This window comes from Ensifer sp. Root142, assembly GCF_001426785.1.
Classification (GTDB): Bacteria; Pseudomonadota; Alphaproteobacteria; order Rhizobiales; family Rhizobiaceae; genus Ensifer; species Ensifer canadensis.
The window spans coordinates 494,028-516,099 of the sequence record NZ_LMFK01000001.1; the positions used below are offsets into that span (position 1 = coordinate 494,028).

The 22,072-nt window shown below is 62.3% G+C and carries 18 protein-coding genes and 1 pseudogene; 10 read left to right on the forward strand and 9 right to left on the reverse strand.

Features of this window, described 5'->3' with window-relative positions; translation table 11 throughout:
- Positions 1 to 18: 18 nt before the first annotated feature.
- The 4 genes from ASD52_RS02480 (at position 19) to ASD52_RS02495 (ending at position 6,084) form a co-directional block, all read left to right on the forward strand.
- On the forward strand, positions 19 to 2,775 hold the full coding sequence (locus ASD52_RS02480) for a mechanosensitive ion channel domain-containing protein (protein ID WP_063963245.1): 2,757 nt from the start codon (positions 19 to 21) through the stop codon (positions 2,773 to 2,775).
- A gap of 168 nt (positions 2,776 to 2,943) precedes the next feature.
- Positions 2,944 to 3,207 (forward strand): hypothetical protein, encoded by a 264-nt coding sequence (locus ASD52_RS02485; RefSeq protein WP_025427439.1) that lies wholly within the window; start codon positions 2,944 to 2,946, stop codon positions 3,205 to 3,207.
- 467 nt (positions 3,208 to 3,674) lie between these two features.
- Complete coding sequence (locus tag ASD52_RS02490; RefSeq protein ID WP_057206247.1) at positions 3,675 to 5,294, forward strand: caspase domain-containing protein; 1,620 nt, start codon at positions 3,675 to 3,677, stop codon at positions 5,292 to 5,294.
- 85 nt (positions 5,295 to 5,379) lie between these two features.
- Positions 5,380 to 6,084: a peroxiredoxin-like family protein gene (locus tag ASD52_RS02495; protein ID WP_025427437.1), complete on the forward strand. Its 705-nt coding sequence runs from the start codon at positions 5,380 to 5,382 to the stop codon at positions 6,082 to 6,084.
- Positions 6,085 to 6,132: 48 nt separating this feature from the next.
- Here ASD52_RS02495 and ASD52_RS02500 read toward each other — a convergent pair whose 3' ends face one another.
- Entirely contained in the window at positions 6,133 to 6,885 is a 753-nt protein-coding gene (locus ASD52_RS02500; protein WP_057206249.1) for a hypothetical protein, read from the reverse strand.
- A 285-nt stretch (positions 6,886 to 7,170) separates the two neighbouring features.
- Here ASD52_RS02500 and ASD52_RS02505 point away from each other — a divergent pair, with 285 nt between their 5' ends.
- Positions 7,171 to 7,932 (forward strand): MBL fold metallo-hydrolase, encoded by a 762-nt coding sequence (locus tag ASD52_RS02505; protein ID WP_025427435.1) that lies wholly within the window; start codon positions 7,171 to 7,173, stop codon positions 7,930 to 7,932.
- Positions 7,933 to 8,112: 180 nt separating this feature from the next.
- The gene (locus ASD52_RS02510; RefSeq protein ID WP_025427434.1) at positions 8,113 to 9,516 is read left to right on the forward strand and encodes a DUF1254 domain-containing protein; all 1,404 of its coding nucleotides are present in this window, start codon (positions 8,113 to 8,115) and stop codon (positions 9,514 to 9,516) included.
- 148 nt (positions 9,517 to 9,664) lie between these two features.
- On the opposite strand, the gene ASD52_RS02515 is transcribed toward ASD52_RS02510, so the two are convergent.
- Positions 9,665 to 10,363 (reverse strand): thioredoxin family protein, encoded by a 699-nt coding sequence (locus ASD52_RS02515; RefSeq protein WP_025427433.1) that lies wholly within the window; start codon positions 10,361 to 10,363, stop codon positions 9,665 to 9,667.
- Positions 10,364 to 10,374: 11 nt separating this feature from the next.
- Here ASD52_RS02515 and ASD52_RS02520 point away from each other — a divergent pair, with 11 nt between their 5' ends.
- On the forward strand, positions 10,375 to 10,608 hold the full coding sequence (locus ASD52_RS02520) for a hypothetical protein (protein ID WP_057222781.1): 234 nt from the start codon (positions 10,375 to 10,377) through the stop codon (positions 10,606 to 10,608).
- Between the two features lie 123 nt (positions 10,609 to 10,731).
- Here ASD52_RS02520 and ASD52_RS02525 read toward each other — a convergent pair.
- The 5 genes and pseudogenes from ASD52_RS02525 to ASD52_RS02545 form a co-directional block, all read right to left on the reverse strand.
- Positions 10,732 to 11,899 (reverse strand): annotated as a pseudogene (locus ASD52_RS02525) (IS110 family transposase).
- Between the two features lie 180 nt (positions 11,900 to 12,079).
- On the reverse strand, positions 12,080 to 13,867 hold the full coding sequence (locus ASD52_RS02530; protein WP_057222782.1) for an IucA/IucC family protein: 1,788 nt from the start codon (positions 13,865 to 13,867) through the stop codon (positions 12,080 to 12,082).
- Positions 13,851 to 15,635: an IucA/IucC family protein gene (locus tag ASD52_RS02535; RefSeq protein ID WP_057222783.1), complete on the reverse strand. Its 1,785-nt coding sequence runs from the start codon at positions 15,633 to 15,635 to the stop codon at positions 13,851 to 13,853. Before ASD52_RS02535 ends, ASD52_RS02530 begins: the two co-directional genes overlap by 17 nt.
- A gap of 606 nt (positions 15,636 to 16,241) precedes the next feature.
- Complete coding sequence (locus tag ASD52_RS02540; protein WP_025429425.1) at positions 16,242 to 17,072, reverse strand: helix-turn-helix domain-containing protein; 831 nt, start codon at positions 17,070 to 17,072, stop codon at positions 16,242 to 16,244.
- 7 nt (positions 17,073 to 17,079) lie between these two features.
- On the reverse strand, positions 17,080 to 17,328 hold the full coding sequence (locus ASD52_RS02545; RefSeq protein ID WP_025429424.1) for a DUF1127 domain-containing protein: 249 nt from the start codon (positions 17,326 to 17,328) through the stop codon (positions 17,080 to 17,082).
- Positions 17,329 to 17,535: 207 nt separating this feature from the next.
- Between ASD52_RS02545 and ASD52_RS02550 the strand changes: the two genes are divergently transcribed.
- The gene (locus ASD52_RS02550; protein ID WP_025429423.1) at positions 17,536 to 17,781 is read left to right on the forward strand and encodes a hypothetical protein; all 246 of its coding nucleotides are present in this window, start codon (positions 17,536 to 17,538) and stop codon (positions 17,779 to 17,781) included.
- Between the two features lie 28 nt (positions 17,782 to 17,809).
- On the opposite strand, the gene ASD52_RS02555 is transcribed toward ASD52_RS02550, so the two are convergent.
- Entirely contained in the window at positions 17,810 to 18,253 is a 444-nt protein-coding gene (locus ASD52_RS02555) for a hypothetical protein (RefSeq protein WP_057210010.1), read from the reverse strand.
- A gap of 620 nt (positions 18,254 to 18,873) precedes the next feature.
- Between ASD52_RS02555 and ASD52_RS36740 the strand changes: the two genes are divergently transcribed.
- Both ASD52_RS36740 and ASD52_RS36750 read left to right on the forward strand, forming a co-directional pair.
- Complete coding sequence (locus ASD52_RS36740; RefSeq protein WP_156612859.1) at positions 18,874 to 19,668, forward strand: hypothetical protein; 795 nt, start codon at positions 18,874 to 18,876, stop codon at positions 19,666 to 19,668.
- 27 nt (positions 19,669 to 19,695) lie between these two features.
- A complete protein-coding gene (locus tag ASD52_RS36750) occupies positions 19,696 to 20,481 on the forward strand; it encodes a hypothetical protein (protein ID WP_162254145.1) in 786 nt (261 codons plus the stop codon).
- Positions 20,482 to 20,512: 31 nt separating this feature from the next.
- Here ASD52_RS36750 and ASD52_RS02575 read toward each other — a convergent pair whose 3' ends face one another.
- The gene (locus tag ASD52_RS02575) at positions 20,513 to 21,988 is read right to left on the reverse strand and encodes an MFS transporter (RefSeq protein WP_025429421.1); all 1,476 of its coding nucleotides are present in this window, start codon (positions 21,986 to 21,988) and stop codon (positions 20,513 to 20,515) included.
- Positions 21,989 to 22,072: the final 84 nt, after the last annotated feature.

Below are 22,072 nucleotides of genomic sequence, written 5' to 3' on the forward strand. Positions count from 1 at the left end.
TCTGGGCTTCCGAGGGTTTTGAAATTGCATTTCGTGGCAAAGTTGTTCGCTGTTTCTGTCTGCCTGCTGTCGCTGGCCGGTGCCGGCACTGTCGTGGCGCAAAACGCCCAACCGGTGCAGACGACGACGCAACCCGGCGAGAAGCCCGCTCAAGCTCCGGCAGTGCCTGCCGAGGGCGGCGCGCAGCCTGCCCAGAACACACAACCGGCCGCCGACGGCAAGGCGCAGCCGGCAGCGAACGTGCAGCAGCCTGCAGCGGGTGCTGCCCAACCGGCGCAAAACGCCGCGACGCCAGCGCAGCCGACCGACGCAGCCGTTGCTGCCGAAGCCGGCCAGAGCCAGACGGCGGAGCAACTGGCTCACGCCGGCAAGGAACTGGCGCGGCTGAGGGACCTCATTGCCAAGGCCAGTGACGACGACATTGCGCTTGCCGAGCTCAAGGTGCAGGTCGATGCCGTCGCCAAGCAGATCATCTCGACCTCGATCGCCACGCGTCCGCGGCTGGACGAGATCAAGGCGCGGCTGACCGAACTCGGCGATCCACCGGGCGCGGGGCAGCCACCGGAAGCCGATATCGTCACGGCCGAGCGCAAGCGGCTGCTTGCCGAACGCGGCGAGATCAATGCGCTGACGGGGGAGGCCGAGGGCCTTTCGGTCCAGGCGACGAAACTGTCGAACGGCATCACGGCGACGCGACGCGCGCTGTTTTCCAACACGCTGTTGAAGAACACCGACGTTTCGGTCGAAATGTTCGACGAGGCGCTGTCGGCAACGGCCAATGAAACCAAGGTGCTGTCGCGCAGCACGATGAGCTGGCTGACCTTCGTCTGGAAATACAAGCGGATTCCCTTGCTGACCGCGATCTTCCTGTCGATCTGTGCCGCACTCGTCTTCCTCGTCGGCAGTAACAAGCTGTTTTCACCCTATATCCACCACGACAAGTCGGACGAGGAGCCGAGCTATTTCCGGCGTCTGTCGGTTGCCTTCTGGTCGACATTCATTCCGACCATTTCGACAGGCGCCTTTGCGCTGTCGAGCTTCTTCTTCCTGCACAGTTTCAACGTGCTGCGTTCGGATATCACGCCGATCATCGCGATTGCGCTTGCGGTCACGGTGGTCGGGTTCTTCGTGACCACGCTCGCCAATGCGGTGCTGTCGCCGTCGGACTCGCGCTGGCGCCTCGTGCGCGTGTCGGATCGCGGCGCCAAGGTGCTTTTGGTCACCATCTTCGCCATGGCGCTGGTCAACGGCCTTGACTACATGTTCGGCGGCGTCAGCGAAGCGCTCGGCTCGCCGGTCGTGCTGACGGTGGTGAAGAGCTTCACCGCCTCTGTCATCATCGGTCTGATCATCATTGCTTCGGCCTGGATCAAGCCGACGCTCAAGCACGATGAGCCTTTCGATGCGCCGGGTCGCCCGTGGCCGCGCCTGGTCTCCATCGTTCTGATCCTGACTGGCGCGTCGCTCATCATCGCCGCCGCTACCGGCTATGTCGGCCTGTCCCGCTTCATCGCCACGCAGATCATCATTACAGGCGCGATCCTGGTGATGATGTATATCGGCTTCCTCACCGGCAAGGCGGTCTCGCGCCAGGGGGCGTTCGCCGAAACGGCAGCCGGGCGCTATCTCGAGCGCCGCTTCAAACTTGAACAGGTCGGGCTCGATCAGGTGGGCCTGGTGGCAGGCCTCAGCATTTACGCGCTGGTGACCCTGTTCTTCATTCCGCTGATCCTGCTGCAATGGGGCTTCCAGGTCGCCGACATCGAATCCTGGACCTATCGCGCCATCACCGAGATCAAGATCGGCACCATCACCATCTCGCTCATGGGCATCATGGCGGGCATCCTGTTCTTCATTCTTGGTTACATCGTCACCCGCTGGGTGCAGCGCTGGATCGACGGCAACATCATGGCGCGCAGCCGGGTGGATGCGGGCGTCAGAAACTCTATCCGCACCGGCATCGGCTATATCGGCGTTGGGCTCGCGTGCCTGATCGGCCTTTCGGCTGCCGGTATCGACCTTTCCAATCTCGCGCTCGTCGCCGGTGCCCTCTCGCTCGGCGTCGGTTTCGGTCTGCAGAACATCGTTTCGAACTTCGTCTCGGGCCTCATTCTCCTGGTCGAGCGTCCGTTCAAGGTCGGCGACTGGATCGTCAGCGGCACGACGGAAGGCTTCGTCAAGCGCATCTCGGTGCGCGCCACCGAGATCGAGACCTTCCAGCACCAGTCGATCATGATGCCGAACTCGCTGCTGATCAACGCGTCGGTCGGCAACTGGACGCACCGCAACAAGCTCGGCCGTTCGGAAATCGCCGTCACCGTCACCTATGCCAGCGAGCCCCGGCGGATCATGGATCTCTTGGCCGAGATTGCCGCCGCCCATCCGATGGTGCTGAAGAACCCGTCGCCAAGCGTCGGCTTCACCTCCTTTGGCGATGACCGCATGACCTTCGAACTCCGGATCTACGTGGCCGATGTGTTGACCGGCGGCGGCGTGCGCAACGATCTGCGTGTGGCCATCTACGAGCGCTTCCGCGACGAGGGCATCGGTGCACCGTTCCCCTTGAAGATCGAGGACGTGCCGATCGAAGATCAGACCGGCATCGAGAGCCACGAGCCGGAAACCGTCGGCGAGCCAAAGGGCGCAACGTCGGCCGAGGCGAGGGCCACAGCCTCGAAAAAGGAAACCGCTTCCGCGGCGCCGCTTGACGAGGAAAATGAAGAGGAAGGCGGCAAGCGCCGCGCTTCCAGCCGCCGCTCAAACCCCAACCGCTGATAAACGGAGCGTTCAGCCGCTATTCAGCCTGCCCGCGATAAAAAGCATGCAATTCTTCTTTTGACGGTCTAGGCTGTCATGGGCTGAAGAGGTGGCCGGAGCCACCGTCGCTTATCCGACGGGGCGGACGGCTGTGCAAAAGGGCGGCGCCGCGGGCGTCGATGGGCGATGAAGACATTTGTGATTGCTTTGCTTTCCGGCGTGCTGGCGGCAGGGGCGGTTTCGGCCGCGACTGTCACGAACAAGGATGGCGAGACTGCTGTTCTGGTTGTCGTCGAGGGCGAAAGCCGCATGGAAGTGGCGATCAGCGCCGGCGCCACCGAGATGATCTGCCCCAGCGGCTGCTTCGTCACCACGCCGAGCGGCGACCGTATCGGCCTGCAGGGCGACGAGAATGTCGAGATCGTCAACGGTTCGGCGATCGTCAAGTAAGCGCAGCTCTTCAAACGGAATTCGAAACGGCGTCGGGATCACCCGGCGCCGTTTTCCGTTTCACGACATCGCGCCAGATGCATCGGTGCGCGACCTCGCCGGCAAAAGCGGCCTGCGCGCAGCCCTAAACCGAAGGGGTGAGGACGCGCTAATCCCATTTGGCAATTGAATGAAATGCGGCGATCGCCCGTTATTCCAGAGACGAAGCGTCCACAAGGTTTCGCGCAGACCGGGTGACGCAAGGGCGGGTCGGCGGCATTGACAGGGCCGGCAATGGATCGCACCCTTGCGACAACAGGCGCTGTGCGGCGGCGGGGCAGGCGAGTTAAGACAGCGCCGCGCGTCTTATCAGACGCGCAAAGGTCGCTGTAGCGCTTTGAATTGCTGCAGGTTTTATCCCTAAATCGACAACGATTTAAGGACACGTGCAGCGGGGGGCATGCATGGGCATGCCCGGGGGGTATGGCATGCATTGGCTTCGCATCGTCATCGCGGTCTTCCTGGTGCTGATATGTTCGCAGGCGCTTGCCGAAAGGCGGGTGGCGCTGGTCATCGGTAACTCGGCCTACCAATATGTGCCAGAGCTTCCCAACCCCGACAACGACGCAGGCGACATGGCCGCCAAGCTTGAAGCGCTGGGATTCGAGGTCGTCGTCGGTCGCGATCTTGATCTTGCCGGCGTGCGCAACACGATCCGCGACTTCGTCGGCAAGCTCGACGGTGCGGACCTCGCGCTGTTCTACTATGCCGGCCACGGCCTGCAGGTGAACGGCGAGAACTATATCGCTCCCATCGACGCCAAGCTTCTCTCCTATATCGACCTTGAATTCGAGGCGGTACCGATGAACCTGATCCTTTCGGCGATGGAGCGCGAGACGCGGGTCAATCTGGTGTTCCTCGATGCCTGCCGCGACAATCCGCTGGCAGTCAATCTTGCCCGCTCGATGGGCACGCGCTCCAGCTCGATCGGCCGGGGGCTGGCGAAGGTCGGTACCGGCATCGGCTCGCTGATCGCCTTTGCCACCCAGCCCGGCAACGTTGCGCTCGACGGCGCCGGGCGCAACTCACCGTTCACGGCGGCGCTGCTGCGCCACCTCGGCAAGCCCGGACGCGACATCACCCGTGAGCTGATCGACGTGCGCCGTGACGTGCTGGAGGCGACCGATGGCAAGCAGGTGCCCTGGGACAATTCCTCGCTGACCGGCGAGGTGGTGCTGAAGCCATCGACATCGACGGAGCCTGCGGCGTCGGCCGGCGGCGACAAGGGCGACAACGCCGCCGAGCTTGCCTATTGGGACACGATCAAGGGATCGAGCGACCGAGACCTGTTCGACGCCTATCTGCAGCAATATCCTGGTGGTGCCTTCGTCTCGCTGGCTCAGGCGAAAATCAGGATCATCGAGCGTGCGGCGGCCGACGTTGCGGCTGCGCAGCTGGAAGCCGAGGGGGCGAAACAGCAAGCACCGCCTGTCGGGGGGCTGCCCACCGCAACGGAGCAGGTGGCTGCATTGACCCAGCCGCTGGCCAACCAAACCCCGACGCTTGAAACCGCCTCGCCCGACCGGGAGCTGGTGCGCTCGATCCAGAAGGAGTTGAACCGCGTCGGCTGCCGCGCCGGCAGCGAAGACGGGCTCTGGGGTCTCGGAAGCCGCAGGGCGCTGGAGCAGTTCGCCAAACTGATCAAGGTCGAGCTTGCGGCCCTTGAGCCGTCTGATGGCGTGCTGGAACGATTGCGGACGCAGAAGGCGCGGATCTGCCCGCTCGTCTGCGCCCAGAACCAGCAGCTGAAGAGCGGCCGCTGCGTCGATATCAAGCGCGAGGCGAAGCTGCCGGAGCCGGCGAAGACGCGCAGCACCGACGAGACGCCGACCAGGAAAGCGCCATCGAACACCATTACGGCGCCTGACGACGCCAAGAAAAAGAGTTTTGCCAACTGCCCGGCCAGTGCCCAGCTCGCAGCCCGCCAGACCCTGGAGCGCGGCACGGGGCGCGGACGCACGATGAGATCCGCCATGCATTCCTGCGGCCGCACCTTCGTGTGCCACCGCGCCGCCCGCGGGCAGCCCTGGGACTGCAGCTGGCGGTGACAGGGCCGCGGCATGGCGACCGACCGGAACGGCGTCGCGGCCACACAACAGCGTGATCTTCGGACCCAGATGGAGGATAGTCAGCATGAGCCAAGCGATCCGCGCACTGCAACCGGGCGAGCCTGCTCCGGCCTTCTCGCTACCCGCCGCCAACGTCGGGGGCGTGGTTTCGCTCGCGGACCTGCGCGGACGCCCGTTTCTGATCGGGCTGTTTCGCGGCCTGCATTGCCCGTTCTGCCGGCGCCAGCTGCGGCAATTTTCCGCGCTCCAGCCCGCCTTGCGCGAGGCGGGCGTCGAGACACTGGCCGTGATCAACACGCCGCTCGAGCGGGCAAGGCTCTATCTCCAGTTTCAGCCGACGCCGGTGACGGTGTTGTGCGATCCGGAGTGCCGCACGCATCGTGACTTCGGCGTGCCGCGCGTGGTCTTCGCCCCGGCCGACGGTGAGGAAAAGAAGCAATGGCCCTTTCACGCCAGCTTCGAACAGTTTGCCGCAGCGCGCATCAATCCGAACGACGAGATGGCCGAGCCGGCACACCCGATGGAGGCCAATACCGTGCTCAACACCAAGGATGGCTTCGAGCTGAATGACGTCGACCGGTCCATCTTCGAGAACCATGGCACCCAGCTTGTCGGCCATTTCCTTGTCGATGGGTCAGGCCATATTGCCTGGGCCGAGGTCGAGGCACGCAACGGCCCCGAGGGCCTTGGAACCTTGCCGACCGCCGAGCAGATCATTGCCGCCGCAGGAGATGTGGCGGTTTCCTCCGCCAACCAGGGGCCGCGATGATGGATGCTGCCGTGGCGAAATCAACCGCGCTCCTGCATGCGTGATGTTTCAGTCGCGCCGAAGACCGAAGCTTGTTGTTGCGCCGCGCTGGGGCTGGCCTGTCTCGGCCGGTCCGCCCGTGTGTTTTCGGCTGGCGTAGATGAGATAGACCGAGGCAGCGATGAACAGCGACAGCGGCAGGCCGGGATAAAGGGTGAAACGGTGCAGGTAGACCTTGGCCCAGGTCAGCGCACCGTAGAGACCAAAGCCATGCAGGCCAAAGAAAAATGGCCACAGCATTATCGCAAGCCCGAGCAGGCCGTACGCCATCATGAGAACGAGCAGGGTGGACCAGACGCGATACGCGGCGGCGTGGCCCTCGTTCATCGGACCGCTTGGTGCGCGTGCAAGACTCAGCGTGATGATGGCAATGACCGCGCTCAGGAGCGAAGTGGGTAATTGCGGGCCGGCGAAGCCGAAAAAGAAAGCGACGCCCCAGTGCGCCCCGAAAATGAGCGCAAAGGGAAGATCGGACAGGGCAAGCAGGACGATGTAGATGCCGATCTTGCCCGGCATGCCGACTACCTTGCTCCGGGCGATCGAGATGCGTGCAAGCGACGCTGCGAAGGTCAGGTAGATGATCGGCTTCAAATAGACGCCAAGCACCACGGCGAAGGCGCCGGCAGCATCAGTTCTGGCGGCGCCGCTCATATGGACCAGGGCATACACGATAAACGGAAATGCCAGGGTGACGACGACGAAAAGGCCAAAACGCCATGCCCATGCCCGCGCGTAGGCTCCGCCGCTAATGACGTTTTCCACGATGTCTCTCCCGATTGCTCGTGCTTGTCGCCACGTTTGGCGATAGGTCGTTAAAGTTCTGCTCGGTAGAACAATGCAACTTTAGGGATTGTCTCCTTTGGCGGTGGTAATTGCGAACGCGGGCAGTTCCCGCGGTCGGCGCTCCCAGCCCCATCCGCGTCGTCGGGACCACGCCGCGTGTCCGGCTCGCCCGGCCGTGGTCGCATTTCGGGGCTTGATTTTGTCGCCGCAATCGTAACCATCCGGCGACCGTCAAACACCTGATGTCGCCAGAGGATGCGCCCCATGAAACTGCAGCTGATCCGCAACGCCACCTTGAAGCTCGACTATGCGGGCCGCACGGTGCTGATCGATCCCTATCTGGCGCCGAAACACAGCCTGCCGTCCTTTGCCAACCGGTCCGAGAACCCGATGGTCGAGCTGCCGGTGTCGATCGAGGCGATCCTTGATGGCGTGGAACTGGTCATCGTTTCGCACCTGCATTCCGACCATTTCGACGATGTGGCCAAGGAACGGCTGCCGAAGCATCTGCCGATCTTCTGTCAGCCTGGCGATGAAGGCGAGATCCGCGCCGCGGGCTTTACCGACGTGATCCCGCTTGTCGACCGCGCCAGCTGGCAGGGGCTGACGCTGACGCGGCGCGAAGGCAGCCACGGCCTTGGGGCCGTCGTCGAGCTGATGGGCTCGGTCATGGGCTTCACGCTTGAAGCTGCGGGCGAACCGTCGATCTACTGGGCCGGCGACACCGTGCTCTATCCGCCGGTGGCAAGCGTGATCGCCGAGACGAAGCCCGACATCATCGTCACCCATTCCTGCGGTGCCCGCTGGGACGGCGACCTCATCGTCATGGATGCGCAGGAAACCGTTGCCGTCTGCGAAACATCCGGCGATGCCGTGGTCGTCGCCACGCATATGGAGGCGCTCGACCACGCCACGATCACCCGGCATGACCTGCGCGAAGCTGCTGATAACAGCGGGATTTCGGCGATGAAGCTGCGAATCCCGGCCGATGGTGATGTCCTGGTTCTTGAAGGGGCTGCGACATAATTTCGAGCGCGGGCGCCATCGCGAGTCATGCTGGCCCTCAGCGGAAAGGCGGCTCTCGCATTCGCAGACGGCTGCCGCCGTCTAACTCCGCTCTCGCGTCTGCATTTACAGTAACGCACTTACGTCTGCGATCGATTCGGACAATGCTGTAGCTCCACGGCCAATTGGCAGGAGGGCAGCATGAGGCGGTTGTTTTTTGCGGCGATGGCTCTGGCGGCGATGTCGTCGGCCGCCGCAGCACTTTCACCCGATGAACTCGCACGGCGGACGATCGAGCGTCGTGCGGTGGAGGCAGTGATCTGGGGCATGCCAGCGGTCAATTATGATCTGATGCTCCAGGAAATGCTCACCAAGACCAAGGGCAAGGTCAACGAGATCGTCTACTGGTCCCGTCCGCTCGATTGGCAAAATCAGACGCTGACGCCCAACCCGGATGCGATCTATCTGATGACCTTCACCGATACCCGTGATGTCGGGCCGGTGGTCATCGAGGTGCCCCCTGCCGAGGGTGGATCGATCAACGGCAACATTGTCGATGTGTGGCAGATGCCCCTGGAGGATGCCGGTCCGTCCGGCGCCGACCAGGGCGAGGGCGGAAAGTACCTCGTTCTGCCGCCGGGCTATGTCGGGACGATCCCCGAAGGCTACATACCACTGAAGTCGAATACCTATGGCGGTTATGCGCTGTTGCGGTCCAACCTCGCCAGCCACGCCGACGCTGATATCGAAAAGTCCGTGGCCTACGCCAAGAGGCTGAAGGTCTATCCGCTGTCCCAGGCGGCATCTCCGCCGGAGACGGTGTTTACCGATGCCAGGGACGTGCTGTTCGACAGTACCATCCGCTACGATGTCAGCTTCTTCCAGTCGCTCGATCGCATTGTCCAGAGCGAACCATGGCTGGCGCGGGACCGGGCGATGATCGATCAGCTGCGGTCTCTCGGCATCGAGAAGGGAAAGCCGTTCAGGCCGGAAGCCACGACCACCGAGGCGCTCGCGGTAGGAATAGAGGAGGCCCGCGAATGGCTCGAGTTGAAATACGATGCCGGCTTGAAACCCTTCTATGACAAAGGACGCTGGAATTTCCCGGCCGACCCGGAGCTCGTCAAGGCGGCGCAGGCGTCGTACGATGAGCCGGATGCCTATCCCGTCGATATTCGCGGCGTCACCTACAGCTATGCCTATGTCGGCATCAAGCGCCTGGGGGCGGGGCAGTTCTACCTTATTGCCATCAAGGACAAGGACGGCCAGGCTTTCGAGGGGTCGAAGACCTACCGGCTGACGGTACCGGCCAATGTCCCGGTCGAGCAATACTGGTCGCTGACCGCCTACGATCGCCAGACCCACGCGCTGATCCGCAATATGCCGCACGCCAGCCGTTCCTCGCAGGTCGCCGAACTGCAGAAGAATGCCGACGGCTCGGTCGATATCTACCTTGGTCCGAAAGCTCCTGATGGAAAAGAGTCGAATTGGATCCCGACCGATTCGCAGCGCGACTTCGAACTTATGTTCCGCCTCTACGCGCCGACAAAGGCCTTGTTCGAAAAGACGTGGGTGCTGCCGGACGTCGAGCCGGTACGCGAATGATCCGGGATCGGTAACCGGGGCAGCCGTCATGTGGCTGCGCGTCGTGTGCCCCTTGCGGTGGAGAACTCGCGCGTCGCACCACACGCCGCGATAGGTGGCGACCGGCTGCACTGCGGCCGGTCACCTTGCCTCGGTATTGATCGTGGCCTCAGTACTGGTCGCAGCGGCGCACCCATTCCATCGGGTAATTCAAGCTGTCCTCGTCGCGGCCCTTGGGTACGAGGTCGAGGAAATGGTAGGCGCCGTTCAGCATCTCGACGCCGCGCGAGTAGCAGGAATAGGTGTGGAACAGCTCGTTCCTGTCGTCCCTGTAGAATACGCTGATGCCCACCTGTTCCGACACGGTGCTCGGCTGGATCTTGTAGTTGTAGTAGGCCTCGCCCTTGGCGAGCTGTTCGGGCGTCCGGGATGCCTGATAGTCGAAGTTGAAGTCGCTGCCGAAGGATGACACCCATGGGAAGCTCCAGCCCAGCCGCTTCCTGTAAGCCTCGATCTGGGTGAGCGGTGCGCGCGATACGGCGGTGAAGGTCACGTCGCGATGGTTGAGATGAACCGGGATGCCGTTGAAATTGTCGGCCCAGAACGAGCAGTGCTTGCAGCCTTCCTGCCAGTCGGGACCAAGCATGAAGTGGTAGACGATCAGCTGCGAGCGGCCGTCGAAGAGATCGGTGAGCGACAGGGCGCCGTTCGGCCCGTCGAACTGGTAGGATTTTTCCACGCGCTCCCAGGGCATTTCCATGCGGCGGCGCGTCAGCGCCTCCCGTTGACGGGAGAATTCCTTTTCGGCGGCAAGCAGGTCCAGGCGCGCCTTCAGCCACGCCTCGGGTGAAACGATTTCGTTCTGCATCGTGGTCTCCAATGAAAGAACACAAGGGGCGAAACGCCTTCGATTGGCGGCTTTTCCTTGGGTTCGGTTGGTTATTGATCGGCATTTTCGCCGATCGGCTAACATCTCCAATGAAAGAACACAAGGGGCGAAACGCCTTCGATTGGCGGCTTTTCCTTGGGTTCGGTTGGTTATTGATCGGCATTTTCGCCGATCGGCTAAATCTCTTCCTTCCGCGCGACAGGCATCTGCCGTTCGGTTCTTGAACCAGTCTCCAATGCGTGACCCTGATGCCGTGCTGGCTTCGGTCACAGAGTGGCGTTCGGCTCCCGGCTTCCCATTCTCCTTGAGGAGCGCAGCCCAGTCCTGCCGGGCTCGCTAGACGACAATCAGGACAGCCGGGATATCGTCGACGCGCCTTCCGTGGTGCTGGTGCCGCGCGGCTCGTAAGCGCGCTGGTCACGCAGGATCTGGAAGGCGATCGTCAAAAGCTTGCGCGCGATCGCCACACGCGCCTTGTTGGTTCCTCTGATCTTCAGATGCTCGTACTGGTCATGAAGTTGCGCATCGCTGGCGATGGCGGGGGTGACGGCTTCGACGAAAGCCAACACGCGCCTTGTTGGTTCCTCTGATCTTCAGATGCTCGTACTGGTCATGAAGTTGCGCATCGCTGGCGATGGCGGGGGTGACGGCTTCGACGAAAGCCCAGCGCAGCCACTTGTTGCCCTGCTTGATGATCTTGCCGTGAAAGGTCTTGCCGCCGGAGGAATAGGTCGAGGGCACCAGTCCGGCATAGGCGGCGAGCTTCTTCGGATTGCGAAAGCGGGATACATCGTCAATCTCCGCGTCGATCAGCCGGGCGAAGAACTCGCCGATGCCGGGGATCGTCTTCAACAGCTTGACGTTGGCATTGGCCTTGGTCATCGCCCGGATCGTTGCTTCCGACTGCTTGATCCGCMCGTCAATGTCGCCGATGAAGGCGAGGCCACGGTCGATCTGGATGCGGTCGATCTCCGAGACGTTGACTTGCGCCAGCTGGACGCGGCCGGCCTTGCCAAACAGATCCCCGAGCTTCTTCAGCTGTGCCGTCTGCTCCGGATAGCGATCAAACACCGTGACAATGCGGTTCTTCGTCATCGTGCGCAGCCGCACGTAAAACATCCGCTCGCGCAGGGCGACGCGCAGGTCTCTTGCTCGTTCGCTGGGCGCCCAGGCCTCCGGCACCAGGTCGGCCCTGAGCAGATGCGCGAGCACCGTCGCATCGATCTTGTCGGTCTTGATCTTGGCGTCGGCAATCGCCTTGACCTTCAAGGGATGGGCGAGAACGACATCATCGCAAATGTCGTCGAGCCAGTCGTACATCACCATCCAGTTGCGCGTCGCCTCGACCACAGCATGCGAGTTCTCGCGGTAGCGTTCCAGAAACCCACCGAGCGACTGGCGATCGTTCTTCACCCGGCCCGATCTGAGCGTCTTGCCGCTGCTGTCCTGCACCACCAGATGACTATAGGATTTGTGGTAGTCGACGCCGATATGGTAATCATAAGAGGCAGTCATGCTTCCAACTCCCTTGTTGAGATCTTCGAAACCCCAATAAGGTAAGCCGAAAGGCCGGAAGCGTGACTGTCCCTCGATCATCACCTGCATCTCAATGGTCCGTTCTCTCCTGGGACGCGGCTGCTTTCATGCCACCTCCTTTTCAGCCGAAAGGCCGGAAGCGTGACTGTCCCTCGATCATCACCTGCATCTCAATGGTCCGTTCTCTCCTGGGACGCGGCTGCTTTCATGCCACCTCCTTTGTTGAAGCCTGTCCGCGGCCAAGGCATTGGGCACCACGTGGTGGTACTCGGGCTTGCGGGCGAAGAGCTTCCTCGTCATCAGGGATTCGGTGAGAATTTCGGGGCCGTCGTGGCCGAGCTGCGCCTGCCGGCCCGCCGTGGCATGCCTATGCGGATAGGCTGACAGCAGGCTTTCGACCCGCTGCCAGAACAGCGGTTCGCGAAGATCGTAGCAATGGTCGAGAAGATGGCTGACCTCGCTCAGATTGTAGACGAACAGAGTGTCCATCACCAGTTCGCGCAGCGAATCCAGATTGTCCGTCCAGTAGAACTGGTCCAGCTCGGCGTCCCGGTAGAGCGGATGCAGGGATGGAAAATCGGGCGCCTTTTCCGGTTCGCGCAGAAAGCCCTGCGAGAATTCGATGCTTTCGTGGAAGTCCCGCAGGATCAACCGTACCGGCCATCCGTCGCGGTGCACGAGCAGCATGTTCTGGCCATGCGCCTCGACGGCGATACCGTGATGGACGAGCAGATGCCAGACCGGCAGGACGGCGACTTCGAGCAACCGGTTGATCCATGGCATCAGGCCGAAGCGCCGGATCCAGTCGTCGGCAAAGGGCCGCCTGTCTGTCTCCATCATCATCAACGCGGTGAAGGGAACGACGGCTTCTCCGGTTTCAAGCATTGCCTGCGCGCTCTGGCGCCAGATCGCGCCCACTTGTCCGGCCAGCGGCTCGTCCGCATCGGCGATGATCCCGGCATATTCCTGCAGTATGGTGAGCGGGTATTGTTCGCTGAACAGCGGATCCGAAGCGACGATCTCGCCGATCCAGCTTGAGATAACCGGCGCGGTGCAGACCGAATGCGGCTCCAGGATGCGCCGCGAGGACGTGTTGACGATGTTGAGCGGTAGCTTGACGCTTGCCGCGTGCGGTCGGTCCTGGTTGAGCAACGAGCGTACCGACTGGGTCGCCGTGTAGCGGTCGCCCGCCGGGCCGAGGCAATGGGCATCGCCGTCTGCGATCCAGCCGGCAAGCAGCGTTTCGCTCAGGTTGCGCCATTGCCACGGATGCAGCGGCACGAGCCCGAAATCCTCAGTGCAGTCACCGAGCTGCTGTTGCATGCCCTGAAGATGCGCCCAGGTTTCCCCGCCAAGTTCGGTCCGCCAGAATGCCTCTTCTGTGTCGGGCAGCGCCTGGCGCAGATGCTTGCGCGCGACGAGCAGCCAGACGAGCTGAAACGACTGGCCGGCCTCCGGGCCGAAGAGGGCATGGTCCGCCTGGGAGAAGCCGGTGCGGGCCTTATAGCAGGGGTGGTAGGGATGCCCCTCGTCGATTGCACCTTCGAGCTCGGCGAAGGACATCTCCCGTCGGGGACGGGCGATAAGATGGCGGTCGTTCCACTCGGAAAAGGCGACCGTCTGCTTCATCTCGTTCAGCAGCTTGCCGCGGGTGATGCCGCTGCCGGGCAGGGCCGAAACCATAACCGAGAGCGACGCCTCGCCCCAGCTGCCGTCGCTTTCCCGCATCTGCACCGATCCCGGCAATGGCCGGATTCGCCCGAATGCACCGAGGATGGCATCGCACCGAAAGTCGCGGCCGCCGAGCGTCCAACGAAAATGCGTTGCACCATCGCCGCCGCCCTCGCTCTGGCGCGCTTGGATGACGCCTTCGAACAGAAGGGCGGCGGCAAGCTGGCGAAGCACCCGGTCGTCGGGGCGTCCCCGGAGATCAAGAGGCAATGGCATGGCTGGTCCTCAGGGTCGTCAGCGCCGCGGGTGCCCGCAAAGGGTTTGGAACGGGGCGATAAAGGACCGGCGCGTGGTCGGATTGCAGTTCGTCGACATTGAACAGCCGGGTGGTCAGGTTGGCCTTCGACGCGATCGTCGGCAGGTCCAGCACATGCCGGGCGAAATCCCGTCCGGCGCCGGTCATGCCGAGCGCGCATTGCTCCAGGTGGTTCCGGAGCATCCTGAGAAGCGTGCCTTCGTCGCACAATCCGTCGTGGCCCATGCGGCTGATGACCGAGAACACCTGATTGACGATGAGGTAATAGGCGAAGCGGTCGCGGATCTCGCTTTCGGGAAAATAGAGCGACGGGATCGTCTCGGTTTCCGGGACGAGACTTGCCAGCAGGCCACGATAACGTTCGGAGAGATAAAAACCCTGGTTGTCGCGGTAGTAGCTGACCGACGGGTAACCGGCGCCGATGTCGAGCAGGCTATTTTGCTGATGCGCTTCAAGCGCGACGCCATAGTCTTCGTAAAGCCGGATCAGCGGTTCTACGGCGCATTCGAGATACCGTTGGAACCAGATTATGCAGGTGTCGGCGAGAGGCTCTCCGTCCCTTGCGGCGAGCGTGCGCAGGAGTTTTTCGAGCCTCGACGGTGTTTGCGCAAGCGGGTCGGCCGTCAGCGCGGCCACGGTTATGACGCCCTGTCCGTTGCCGCGCGCGAAGGGGTTTTCGCGCAGGATGACCTCGAAGCCGCTCTCGCTGTGACCCGGCAAATCGAGCGTGATATAGGCCGGGTCCTGGATGATCCTGAAGTTCGCCGCGCGTTTAGCCAGGCCGATCCGGTCGACGAGCTTGGCCATGGCGACACCGGCCTCCAGCTCCTGCCTTCGGTTCAGGCGCACGGAATTGGTGATGCGCACCGGCAGCGAAAACTTGAGCATCCAGTCTTCAGCAGCACCATAGACCGTGCGGACGGACGACGTTGCGCTGAAGAGAGAACCGGTTGGGCCGAGGTGACGCAGGATGCCGGCCCGCTGCATCGCCTGAATACCGGGATCGAGAAGCAGGGCTTCCGCCTGCAACGGGTGCATCGGCAGCAGGCATTCGTCACCGGCAAGGCCCAGCCATTCCGCGTCAAGTCCTGACAGCGAGCGGATGATATCCGGTGCCTGTATCGAGCGGGAGGATGCGTGACTGACGTGGTCCGCCTTCGCAGCGAAATAATGCAGCTTGAACTGGCCGCGCAGTTCCGGCGCATAGCTTTCCTGCTGCCAATAGGTCATGCCCTGCCGGCTCTTCGGCGTGGGGTGCAGCCAGTGCCCGAAGACAAGTGACTGCTCGGCCTCGAGAAAATCGTTGGCGTCTTCCTGACGCGGTTGCGCCCTGTCGACGTAGAGGGCGGTCTGCTGATAGCTTTCGAGCACCCGGATCAGAAGCTCGAGCTCGAAGCCGCGCAACGCATCTGTCTGACCGGCGTCGTCCTGACGGTAGGCGGCCTGGACCAGCATATGGAGCGCAGACATCAGCTCGATCGGACGCCACGACGGATCGGAGACGTTGCGCCCCCAGGCCCTGCCGAAGTGAAGCGGGCCGCACAGCGACGATGAGGTGACCTCGACGCGCAGGATCATTTGCTGGCGGGGAAGCGACCATTCGATGCTGTCGCAGGATCCGCTGGCGGTCCGGTGCATGACCGGCACGCCGGGATTGACCTCCCTGAGGTAGCAGTTGGCGAAGCTTTGAAATGTCGCAGTTTCTGCGATTTGCCTAGACGATTTCATGTCTGTCGATCCTCGGCACGCGACATGCAAAGTCGCGCAATCGCGTCGCGTGGGAGGCGCAACGCATTGAGTTTTCGTAGTGAACGGGCTCAGGTCGGCGTGATATGCATCACGCACGGTCTGCCAGCCGCCCGAGGAGGCGGATGGGATTGGCGCAGGATATGGCGGGCTGACAGCCGGGCGCCACATGAGGTTGGCCCAGGCGGGCGCGATTGACGACGTCCGTTTGAACGGTTGGTGCGGACGGAAGCGATGTGTGTCGGCGACGCCGCGTGCCAGGTCGTGAACGTCAATGCATCGGTCGCCATCGCTCCAGGAAGAAACGAACCTGTGCGGTCACGTTTTTCCTCGAACGGCGGACGTCCGTTGCGGCATTCCGGTGAGCTCATCTTCCACCCGTCTCGGCTTCGGCGCGGTGCTTCAGCAGGCGCTTTCATACAAAGACGACCGGCTCCCGATTTTTTTTCACCGATCCGGAATTTTTTTATGATTATTTTTGTCCAGTTAAATCCGAGCCCGGCCCCAAGGTGGATCGGTGCCGGGTCGCACGTCGCAATCGCCCGGCGGGGCGTGGCGACACGGCCCTCCGGCAGGCAATTTTGGATATTAGCGCAGATGCAGGGCGCGCTGGAATTCGGCGGGCGTGCGCCCATAGGCCTGTTTGAAGGACGCACTGAAATGGCTGTGGCTGGAAAAGCCGAGGTCGAGGCCGAGTGCCGTCAGGTCATGGCAGGAGCCGAGCAGGTCCAGCGCTCGCGCAAGCCGCAGCCGCAACTGATAGCGATAGAGCGGCATGGCTTCGACCTGCTGGAAAACCTGGGTGAGATAAACAGGTGACACGCCGACCTCCGTTGCCACCTCGGCCAATGTCCAGCGGCGGGCGAGATCGGTCGAAAGAACCAGCTTGGCCCGATCGACCAGCTTTTCGCGCCCATAGGTCGTAGCAGCGCTATGCGACGTCCTCTCGCCGAGCGAACGCCGGATCAATGTCAGCGTCAGGGTCTCGGCTTCGAGCGTTTCGGCAATCCCGCGGCGAAGGCTGTAACGCAACAGCGCGACAAGCGCCTGCGCTCGTGGATCGATCCGCCGGCGCGGTCTTTTGAACGCGGCAAGCGCCCCCGACCGCAATTGCTCCTTCGGCGCGAGTTCGCAGAGGATGGCTTCGTCCACTTGCACGTCGAGGCATGCATCGCCGCCTTCGATCGGATGACTGACGCGATAGTCTTCGCTGCGGTTGAAGAAGATCACCTGATTGGATTCAGCCACCGTATCGGCCTTGCCCACATGCCGCATGAACACGCCGCGATAGGGATAGACGAGGCTTGTGCGGTGGGAGCATTCCTCGCCGCTTTTCCCGCGACACGCGCCATCGCAGACCACGTCCCGCAGCGAGGCGGTCGAGGTGTCGAGAAGCGTCTGGCACGAAAACTGGGACATTGCGGTCCTATTCGTCGCGTTTGTAGAAATCGTTATAGGCGGCCCCGCGCGACAGGCCAATATCCTTCAGCTGATGATCGGAAAGCGCAAGCAGATCCAGGCGCCCGCGCTGCGTCTCCATCCAGCGGGATACCCGCGCAAGCAGCCGCCGGGAAAAGCCATGTGTTTCGAGTGCCGTCGAAAATCGGTCTCGTGGGCCGATCAGGCGAGGGGAGACATAGATCAGGTTGTCATGGGATGAAGCTGTGTCCGCCATCGGATCATCTCCTGTCATTCGTTTCCGATGATGGCAGGATGACGCGTCGTGGCCGCCGCCGCTGTCAGATTATTTAGCAATCGATGGGGGCTCGCCTTGGCATTTGGCGACCGGCGTCTCGAAATACCAAGGTCGCTGCAAGGATAGGACCTTGGTCGCTTTGCAGGCCCTTGCCGCGGCGCTATTCTTCGCCCCGGAGGATCGGTCATGACTAAAATCGCTGTGCCGCTCGTCAGTCATGGACACCCGGATCGGGAGCCGGATTGCGAGAGCGCGGTTGAAGGTGCCTTCCTGGAACTGGTCGACCGTGCGGAGGCCGCGGGTTGGACTTCCGACGAAATTGCGGACTGTCTCGTCAACCTGTCGCACAAGCATCGCACGACGCTTAACGAGGACCTCCACATTCTCGAAGAGATGGCATCCTCGCAGCTGCTCTCGAGAAAACGTCACTAACACCCGTCGTCTTTAAGCATCCATGGCTTCAGGCAGACACGAATTTTCCGTCGTAGCGCACGCGGAAATTGCGGCGTTGGGCATCTTCCTGGAAGCAAAGGAACACGAGTTCGAGATCGTTCGCGCTGCTGCGTCGTCCAAGCAGGCTGAGCGTGATCACAATCACGCCACCATAGGCCCGCGTCAGGTCGATGGCGGCTCTTCGAATTTCATTGGTGCCGACGTCGTCCCGGCCTTCACGCCGTTCGTAAACCTGCCAGAAACGTGCCGCCTCCCAGGCCGAACGCAGTGCTTCGGTTATCTGATCCTTGAACTCATCTGCCGACCTGCCCTTGCTCCATGAAACGGTCTGCTCGGTGTGATCGCCAAAGATGTCGAGATAGCCGTCATAGTCGTCCGGATCGGAAAAACATTGCTCGATCATCCCGAATGCCACGTCATCGGAAACCGCTGCCTTGAAGTATATCGTCATCGAATCGCCAACCCTGCCTTGAGCGCCTATGTTGTCAAAGCGTCGGCGGCGTATCTAGTCCCCCCGCGCGTCTGATCGGTGCTGCGCCAACGATTATCATTTCGCCGCAGTGACTTGAGCACGATTGATGCCGCGCCTCCTGACAGCCTATCCTTTGAAGAAGTCGAGAATTCCGGGAGTTGGGTGATCACCAAGCCGCAACGGTGTCGGCTGATCGCATCGCGCACGTCGAGCGATTTCATTTATATGAGTATTGCCTTATATTAATGGGGCGTGCTATTCTCGATTTCATTCTTGACTGGCGCAACCAACATTCTCATTTCGCTCTATGACGCACGATCTCAACGATCGTGCCCGCAGAGCCATTCGTTTCGATACTCCTATTTGCAGCATAGAAATTTGTTCAGTCCGGCGCAGCACGGAGATGCAAGGCAGGATCGGGTGAGATCCCTCCGCTCTTAACCTCCGGCGCACAAACGGTCGGAAGGAGGTGCTTTTCATTGCTGGGCACGGCATTTCCACGCGAAGTGTTTTGGCGTTCAATGGTCTTCGTCTGGCTGTTGATTGGGCTGATGGCCCCGGCCGTAGCGGCTCGCGCATCACAGCCGGAAGGCGCGGAGATGCAATTTTTCGTGGTTCGCAGCGGCCAGACCGGGTGCGAGCCGACCTGCCCGGAGTGGATATCGGCCGAGGGCACGATCGTTGACGAAACCCCGGCGCTCTTCAAGAAACTGCTCACGTCCATCGGCACCCGTCGCCTGCCGATCGTCGTAACGTCGCCCGGCGGAGATGTCGATGCTGCGCTTGCGATCGGGCGGATGATCAGAACGCGAAAACTTGAAGCGGCGGTCGGTAAGACCCGCTTCATCGGTTGTCAGCCGGAGCAACAGGATTGCCGTGACAATGACGGCAAGGGCGCGCGCCATATCGGCATCGCCTATTCTGGCGAAGCCTATTGCAACTCGGCCTGCCCGCTGATGCTTGCTGGCGGCACCGGACGCGTTGTCGGCGAGTGGGCGTTCCTGGGCGTGCACCAGATCACCACAACCTACGTCCAGATCGAGACGCAGTATCGGGCGAAGTATCGCGTCGTGAACGGCAAGAAGAAGATAACCAGCAAGACGGTCGTCAGTCGCAGGAATGTCGGCGGCTACAAGACCTATGAAATGAACAAGGCGACCGAGCGCAAGCTGGCGGCCTATCTCGCGGAAATGGGTGTCGGTCGTGCCGTCATCGATCTGATGAAGATCACGCCCGCCGCCGACATTCGCAAGATCGAGCCCGTTGCGATGCTGGAGATGAAGCTGACGACGAAGTTGGGCGGGGTCGAACTGCTGACGTCGGTCGAGGCTTGCAGGACGGTGCCGGCGGCCGCCAATTGCCGGGTATTCGTGATGTCGGACCTTGAGCGTTAGACCCGCGGATCGTGGCTGGAGATCAGGATGTCTGTATGGAGTCCGCCTGACGACACGAGGTTGTCCCGCCTGAGGCGGGCGGCGCTGCTGATTTGTCTCGCGGCCACCTCAAGCATGTTGATCCCACAGTCGGCAAAAACGGCAGAGCAGCAGATGCGGTTCGTCGTCGTGCGCTCGAACCAGGCCGATTGCGAGCCGACATGCACGGAATGGATATCCGCCGAGGGCATGATCGGCCCGAAAACACCGACTTTGCTGAAGGCGACGTTAAGGACGCTCGGTGGCCGCAAGCTGCCATTGGTCCTTGCATCGCCTGGTGGTGACATGGCCGCTGCCATGGCGATCGGCCGCCTCGTCCGCAGGAATGGGCTGAGTGTGGCTGTCGGCAGGACCGTTTTTGCCGGATGCCAGCCGGATCAGGAGGGGTGTACGGCAAACGATAACAGAGGGGCAGACTATGTCGGCGCGGCGGTTTCGCGTGGACGCTGCGCGCAGGCATGCACTCTGGTTCTGGCGGCCGGCGTGCGACGGCTCGCCGGAGATGGAACGGCGATCGAGGCTATTCCGATCGTCGCTGCAAGCGAGGCCGGCACCAAAAAGCTGGCGGCGTATTACGGCGAAATGGGCGTGCGATACCAGGTCCTGGTCGATGGCCCGCGCAACGAGGACGGTAATCTCGGTCGCTGGCAACTGTTCAAGGCGCTTCTGGTGACGAGCACGCTCGCGGTCGATCAACTGGTCGATGCGCAGATTTGCCGGGGCACGCCTGCGCCCAACAATTGCCGGGTATTCACCACGATGGATCTGGAATAGAAGCCGGCAAGGCGCTGGACTTTCACCACCGTCAGCGCTCCCGTGCGTCGTTCGGCAACGCCAAGCGAGCCACGAGCACGCGACCCGCAAGAGCGATGACGACCGCCAGGAGAATGAGGCCCGCCGCGACAGCGAAGGTGACCCGCATGCCTGACGCGACGGCCTCGGTTGGTGCCGTGGCGATGTCGGATGCCGCCGATGCCAAGGCGAAGACGGCGCCCATGACGGATGCGCCGGTGACGAGCCCCAGGTTGCGCGACAGGTTGAGCATGCCCGAGATGACGCCGCGGCGATCCGGCGGCACGTCCGCCATGACGGCGGTGTTGTTGGCCGCCTGGAAGAGAGCATAGCCGGCGGTGACGACGACGATGGGCGCGAGGTAGCCCGGGATGGCGAATGTTGCCGGCAGGATGGAGAGTGCTGCGGCGCCGGCCGCGATTGCCGCAAGTCCGGCCATCATCACCGGTCGCGCGCCGAACCGGTCGACGAAGCGGCCCGCCGGTATGCCGCTCAATGCCGCCACCACCGGACCGACCGACATCACCAGCCCAATCGCTGCCGGATCGAGGCCAAGGGCGCGCGTGAGATAGAAGGGACCGACAACCAAAGTCGTCATCATCACCGTCGAGACCAGCGCATTGCTGATCAGGCTCGTGCTCAAGGCCGGATCGCCAAACATCGCCAAGTGTATCAACGGGGATGCGACCTTCGTTTCGACCATTGCAAAAGCCGCGACGCCCAGGGCCACGGCCAGCAGCAGAACGATATTGAGCGGGCCGAATTGGCCGCGGCCGATGGTCATGGCAAGCGCGTAGGCCGCCAGCGTCAATGCCAGCACGACGGTGCCTGGCACATCGAAGCGGGCAGGGGTGGGCGTCGTCCCTTGGCGGTCGGCAGGCAGATGGCGATGCGCAAGCACATATGTGAGGAAACCGAGCGGCACATTGACGAGGAAAAGTGCGCGCCAGCCGAAGCCGGTGATCAGCGCGCCGCCGAGCGATGGCCCGAGCGCAGTGCCGATCGCGGACATCATTCCGAGCAGCCCCATGGCGCTGCCGGTGCGTGCCTTCGGCACCGTCTCGGCGACGAAAGCCATGGTCAGTGCCATCATGATTGCCGCGCCGAGCCCCTGCGCCGCGCGGGCGGTTATCAGCAGCCAGAGCGTCGGGGCGAAGCCGCTTAGGCCCGAGGCAAGCGTAAAGAATGCGACGCCACCGAGCAGCAGTCGGCGTCGGCCGACGATGTCGCCGAGCCGGCCGACGCCGACGATCAACGCGGTGATGGCGAGCAGATAGGCAAGCACCACCCATTGCACGTCCTGGAACGGCGCATCAAAGGTGCTGGCCAGCGTCGGCAGGCCGACATTGGCGATGCTGGTGCCAAGCGCCGACAACAACATGGAGAGCGACAGGCTGGCCAGCGCCCATCGGACCGAACGCGTCCGTCCAATGGCTCCGACATTTGGCTCGGCGGGTACTGCAATATCGCGCTTCAAGACAAGCTCCATCTGTTGGCAATCTCCGAAATGGAGCTGCCAGAAGCCTAGGCGTCTGCGTGACATGGCGGAAGGCGCATGATTTGCACTTTATTC

Excerpts from the sequence above, each read along its gene's own strand:
- ASD52_RS02485 (WP_025427439.1), top strand. The coding sequence starts at position 2,944 with ATGAAGACATTTGTGATTGCTTTGCTTTCCGGCGTGCTGGCGGCAGGG.
- ASD52_RS02490 (WP_057206247.1), top strand. The coding sequence starts at position 3,675 with ATGCATTGGCTTCGCATCGTCATCGCGGTCTTCCTGGTGCTGATATGT.
- ASD52_RS02495 (WP_025427437.1), top strand. The coding sequence starts at position 5,380 with ATGAGCCAAGCGATCCGCGCACTGCAACCGGGCGAGCCTGCTCCGGCC.
- ASD52_RS02505 (WP_025427435.1), top strand. The coding sequence starts at position 7,171 with ATGAAACTGCAGCTGATCCGCAACGCCACCTTGAAGCTCGACTATGCG.
- ASD52_RS02510 (WP_025427434.1), top strand. The coding sequence starts at position 8,113 with ATGAGGCGGTTGTTTTTTGCGGCGATGGCTCTGGCGGCGATGTCGTCG.
- ASD52_RS02515 (WP_025427433.1), bottom strand. The coding sequence starts at position 10,363 with ATGCAGAACGAAATCGTTTCACCCGAGGCGTGGCTGAAGGCGCGCCTG.
- ASD52_RS02520 (WP_057222781.1), top strand. The coding sequence starts at position 10,375 with ATGAAAGAACACAAGGGGCGAAACGCCTTCGATTGGCGGCTTTTCCTT.
- ASD52_RS02530 (WP_057222782.1), bottom strand. The coding sequence starts at position 13,867 with ATGCCATTGCCTCTTGATCTCCGGGGACGCCCCGACGACCGGGTGCTT.
- ASD52_RS02535 (WP_057222783.1), bottom strand. The coding sequence starts at position 15,635 with ATGAAATCGTCTAGGCAAATCGCAGAAACTGCGACATTTCAAAGCTTC.
- ASD52_RS02540 (WP_025429425.1), bottom strand. The coding sequence starts at position 17,072 with ATGTCCCAGTTTTCGTGCCAGACGCTTCTCGACACCTCGACCGCCTCG.
- ASD52_RS02545 (WP_025429424.1), bottom strand. The coding sequence starts at position 17,328 with ATGGCGGACACAGCTTCATCCCATGACAACCTGATCTATGTCTCCCCT.
- ASD52_RS02550 (WP_025429423.1), top strand. The coding sequence starts at position 17,536 with ATGACTAAAATCGCTGTGCCGCTCGTCAGTCATGGACACCCGGATCGG.
- ASD52_RS02555 (WP_057210010.1), bottom strand. The coding sequence starts at position 18,253 with ATGACGATATACTTCAAGGCAGCGGTTTCCGATGACGTGGCATTCGGG.
- ASD52_RS36740 (WP_156612859.1), top strand. The coding sequence starts at position 18,874 with ATGCAATTTTTCGTGGTTCGCAGCGGCCAGACCGGGTGCGAGCCGACC.
- ASD52_RS36750 (WP_162254145.1), top strand. The coding sequence starts at position 19,696 with ATGTCTGTATGGAGTCCGCCTGACGACACGAGGTTGTCCCGCCTGAGG.
- ASD52_RS02575 (WP_025429421.1), bottom strand. The coding sequence starts at position 21,988 with ATGGAGCTTGTCTTGAAGCGCGATATTGCAGTACCCGCCGAGCCAAAT.